We start from the raw sequence: 4632 nt of genomic DNA, 5'->3' as shown, positions 1-4632 counted from the left end.
CCACGCCTCGGCCTGCGCCAGGATGGGGCGCAGGCCGGGATTTACCTTCGTGCCAAGCGGTTGCGCAGCAGCCTGAACACTTCGCCGATCAGGAGAACGGGCGACGTGACGGCGACGAGGAGCAACCAATCGGTGGCCGACAAGGCCTCCACGCCAAACATCTTGCCAAACACGTTGGTGATGAGAAACTGTCCCACGAGTATCACAACGAGCACGAAGGCGAAGCCGGTGCTGTAGTGTCGCTTGATCGACGAAGGCCGTCGTACCATGTCGACGAGGTCTTCCACCAAACTCCTGCCCGTGCGGAAATAGCGGGCGTTGAAGATGTTCCAAAACTGCAACATGACGAAGAACGTGAAGAAGATGCCCAGTTCGTGTGGGTTGCGCACGTGGGTTGCGGCGGAGAAGTCGGTGAGATGGTCGATGTCGAAATCTCTCAGCAGCGCCTCGAAGCTCATGTAGTCGCCATGGCTCAGCATCTGCCATATTCCCACGAGAATGGCGAAGAACACCAGACCCGATCCCAGAATCATCTTCATCATGCCCCGGTCGATAATCTTGCTGTTGGTCTTTCGCGGATAGTCGTTCATCACCCTGGGGTCGGCTGGCAACGACGACAGCGCCATGGCTGCGAAGGTGTCCATGATGAGGTTCACCCAGAGCATCTGGGTCACGTTGAGCGGCGAGTCCAAACCCATAAATGCGCCGTAGAGCACGATGAGGCAGGCCGCCACATTGATGGTCATTTGGAACACCACAAACCTACGGATGTTGAGATATAGCGAGCGGCCCCATAGAATGGCGGTGTTGATGCTTGCAAACGAGTTGTCGATGATGGTGATGTCGCTGGCTTCCTTGGCGCGCGCCGTGCCATCGCCCATGGAGAGTCCCACCTGCGCCTTCTTCAAGGCCGGTGCGTCGTTGGTGCCGTCGCCCGTCACCGCAACCACCTCGCCCCGTTCCTGCAACAGTCCTACCAGGCGGGCCTTGTCGTTGGGCTTGGCACGCGATAGGATCTTAAACTCGGCGTTGCCCACCAACGTTTTCGCCTCCTCGTCGGTCAGGGCCTCAAACTCGGCTCCTGTGAGCGCCACGACTGGTTCGCCACGCTCCACGAGTCCTGCCTGTTGGGCTATCTCGCCAGCGGTCAGGGCGTTGTCGCCCGTCACCATGATCACCCTTACGTGCGCATGGTTTCGGCAGGTGTTGATGGCCTCGGCCACATCGCTTCTCACGGGGTCGGCAATGGCCACGATGGCCTGTAGGGCCAGCGCGCCGTGGTGCTGGTAGGCGAAGGCCAGGGTGCGCATGCCCTTGGCCTGATAGGTGGCCAGCAACGTCAGCGCCTGTTGCTTGTCGATGACGCCGAAGTCGTCGCACAAGCTGATCACCACCTCGGGCGCTCCCTTCACAAACCGCTCGCCCTCGACGGTGGTTGTTTCCATGCGTTTGATCTCGGTTGAGAAAGGCACCACCTGCGCCACGTTGGCCTGCTCGCGCAGCGCCTCGTAGTTGTAGCCCTTTGCCGCAATCCATTTGAGCAACGCGCCCTCGGTGGGATTGCCGATGGTTTGGGGCGCGCCGTGCTCGTCGGTCGAGAGGTTGGCTGTGGAGTTGATGGCGATGCCGCGGGCCAGCAGGTCCATGTCGACACCCTCCTCAGGGAAGCATGCCATCACCCGCATCTTGTTCTCGGTGAGCGTTCCGGTCTTGTCGGTGCAGATCACGGTGGCGGCACCCATGGTCTCGCAGGCGTGGAGCTTGCGCACGAGGTTGTTCTCCTTCAGCATCTTGCGCATGCTCAGGGCCAGGCTCACCGTAACGCTCATGGGCAGTCCTTCGGGCACGGCCACCACGATGAGGGCCACGGCAATCATGATGGAGTTGATCAGCACTTGGAAGAAGCCTAACCACTCGAACCCGCCCACGCTCACCACCGTGAGGTAATAGTAGGCCAATCGGCCCACCACGATGAGGCCCGCAATGACGAAGCTGGCCAGGGAGATGAAGCGTCCCAGGTATTCGAGTTGTCGGTTGAGCGGTGTCTTCACGTTGCTGTCTTGGCTGGCCTGCACCACGCCTTTGCCTTCCTCCGTGTCGAGTCCGATCTTTTGCACCTGCATCACGGCCTCGCCCTCGATCACCGTCGAGCTGCGCAGCAGCATGTTGGCGGGGTAGGCCACCTCCTTGTCGCCCACGGCGCCGTCGGCGTTCTTCGAGGCGTAGGGCTCGCCCGTGAAGTTCGACTCGTCCACCATGAGGTTGTTGGCCTTCAGCACGATGCCGTCGGCGGGTATCTCGTCGCCACCCTCCAGTTTCACGATGTCGCCCACCACCACGTCGTGCTTGGGCACATAGAGGGTCTTGGCTTGTCCGTCTATCTTTCTGATAACCTGCACCTTGCGCTTGTTCTTCACCTGGTTGAGCACGTCAAACTCCTTGGCGGCTTTCACCTCAAACCAGAACCCCACGCCTGTGGCCAGCAGCAGCGCCACCAGCACACCGCAGGGCTCGATGAACGAACTGCGCGGCGCTCCATGGCAGCACACCTCGTAGGTTGCCACCATCACCGAGAAACAGAACACCACCAAGAGCACGATGATCAGTGGGTCCTTGAATTTCTCCAAGAACCCTTTCCATAGGGGTTCCTTCTCGGGTGGGGGAATGATGTTGCCCCCTTTGCCTTGCAAAACTTCCTTGGAGTTGTTGTCCAAACACAATCTTTTGTACACGTCGTTTGTTGCCATAATAAATGATTATGGCGCAAAATTACGAAAACGGTTGGGTGGGTAACAAAAAAACAACGTTGCAGGCGAAAGCAACGATTGTTGCCCATTCGCATCTGCAACGTTTCAAAAAGAGACAAAAATGGGGCCATCCCCCCTTAGCGCCCTCAGTCTCTTCTCGATAGGTATATCGACAGGTAATAAACCAGCGTGGCAAGGCTCGACAGGGCCGCCACCACATAGGTGTAAGCGGCCGACCTTAAGGCGTCGACGGCCATGGGCTGCTGGGTGTGGCTGGTAATGGCGGCGCCTTGCAGCCACTGGGTGGCGCGTCTCGAAGCGTCGATCTCTACGGGCAGCGTGACGAAGCTAAACAGCGTGGTCAGCGCAAACAGCAGGATGCCTATCAGGAGCAGCGTGGGGAACACGTTGATCAGGAGTATGCCGCCCAGGATGACCCATGTCATGATGCTGCTGGAGAATTGCACGGCGGGCACCAGTGCCGAGCGCAGTCGGAGAAACGCGTAGCCCCGGGCGTGCTGCACGGCGTGGCCACACTCGTGGGCTGCCACCGCGGCCGCTGCCACCGAGTTGGAGTGGTACACGTCTTGCGAGAGGTTCACCGTCTTGCAGCTCGGGTCGTAGTGGTCGCTCAGCCACCCATCATGGGGCTGAACCCTCACGTCGAAGATGCCGTTGTCGCGAAGCATCTTTTGAGCCACCTCCGCTCCCGTCATTCCCGAGGCCACGGTGACCTCCGAGTATTTCTCAAACTTCCTTTTCAGGTTGGCCTGCACCAGGTAACTAACCACTGCAATGCCGATGAATAATATCCAATACATAATCGTTTGTGTTTACATCTTCATGTCTGCTGCAAAGATACGACCTGTTGACCCATAACGCTGTAAAAAACAACATTGCAATTGCAAAGAGCCCCTCCGGTCTCCTTCGCGCCTGCAACGTTGCCAAGGGCTATGCGCCAAAGCCGATGCATGCCTTTTGCCTTTTTTACACCTATAATGATCAAAACAATCCGCAACAGGCGCAGACGCTCTGCGCCCCCAACACCCCTAAAATGCTGTTTCGAATCAAAAAAATGTAAAATTACTTGCATGAATAGCAAAGATATTATATCTTCAATGGAACTGACTGCTCTGCAGGTTGCCGACCTCTACAAGAATCGGTGGCAGATAGAGTTGTTCTTCAAGTGGCTCATGCAGCACCTCAAAATCAAGAAGTTCTGGGGCACTACAGAGAACGCTGTCAGGATACAGATTTACTCTGCCATCTGTGCCTACTGCATCGTTGCCATTGTGCAGCATGATATGCGACGGGATAGAAGCACTTATAAGGTACTGCAAATCCTCAGCATTTCACTTACTGACACAACGCATCTGAGAGATCTCTTCGACAAAACTATATTCAAAAATGACAAAGACCGAAGCGGTTCAAGTGAACCTAATTTATTTAATTTTTAGACTCGTCCATTTTTAGTGGACACTAGTGCTATTATTAATTAAATGAATAATGTGAGTCATATTTGCGTGCAAAGATAAGTATAACCCACAAAACAATAAGAGCCGAAATTGAATCATTTCGGCTACGGATTTGGACCATTTCGCTGTTGGGGAGGGGGCGGGGCGGCTATTGGCGCAGAAGGTCGAGTTGGTCGAGATGGCGCAAGTCGAGCCGCTCGGCTATGCGCTGCCATACGAGGCGCTGTGGCGTGGAGGATGGCGCCAGCTTGTAGATGCCAAGGAAGGTGTAGCCCTCGCTGGTGATGTTCTTCATGAAGGTGATGCGCAGTTCGTTGAACGAGACGGAGCGCAGGTAGTTGTCGTGGTTGCGGATGTCGGCCAAGGTGGCGTCGGCGTCCGTGGGTGTCCACCATTCAGTGATGGTGGGC

Annotated in this window: 4 protein-coding genes and 1 pseudogene; 2 read left to right on the top strand and 3 right to left on the bottom strand. The window is 56.6% G+C overall.

Going from position 1 to position 4632, the window contains the following annotated elements; genetic code table 11:
- Positions 1 to 41: 41 nt before the first annotated feature.
- Complete coding sequence (locus tag KM934_RS12335) at positions 42 to 2747, bottom strand: calcium-translocating P-type ATPase, PMCA-type (protein WP_215760904.1); 2706 nt, start codon at positions 2745 to 2747, stop codon at positions 42 to 44.
- A 146-nt stretch (positions 2748 to 2893) separates the two neighbouring features.
- A complete protein-coding gene (locus tag KM934_RS12330; protein ID WP_215760903.1) occupies positions 2894 to 3568 on the bottom strand; it encodes a zinc metallopeptidase in 675 nt (224 codons plus the stop codon).
- A gap of 47 nt (positions 3569 to 3615) precedes the next feature.
- Here KM934_RS12330 and KM934_RS12325 point away from each other — a divergent pair, with 47 nt between their 5' ends.
- Both KM934_RS12325 and KM934_RS12320 read left to right on the top strand, forming a co-directional pair.
- Positions 3616 to 3828: a hypothetical protein gene (locus KM934_RS12325; protein ID WP_215760902.1), complete on the top strand. Its 213-nt coding sequence runs from the start codon at positions 3616 to 3618 to the stop codon at positions 3826 to 3828.
- A gap of 40 nt (positions 3829 to 3868) precedes the next feature.
- A pseudogene (locus tag KM934_RS12320) lies at positions 3869 to 4204 on the top strand (transposase); the annotation flags it as partial.
- 166 nt (positions 4205 to 4370) lie between these two features.
- Here KM934_RS12320 and KM934_RS12315 read toward each other — a convergent pair.
- Positions 4371 to 4632 (bottom strand): hypothetical protein (locus KM934_RS12315; protein ID WP_215760901.1); only part of this gene is annotated, 262 nt, incomplete at its 5' end.

This window comes from Hallella faecis, assembly GCF_018789675.1.
Lineage (GTDB): Bacteria > Bacteroidota > Bacteroidia > Bacteroidales > Bacteroidaceae > Prevotella > Prevotella faecis.
This window is presented reverse-complemented; position numbering and strand designations above follow the sequence as displayed.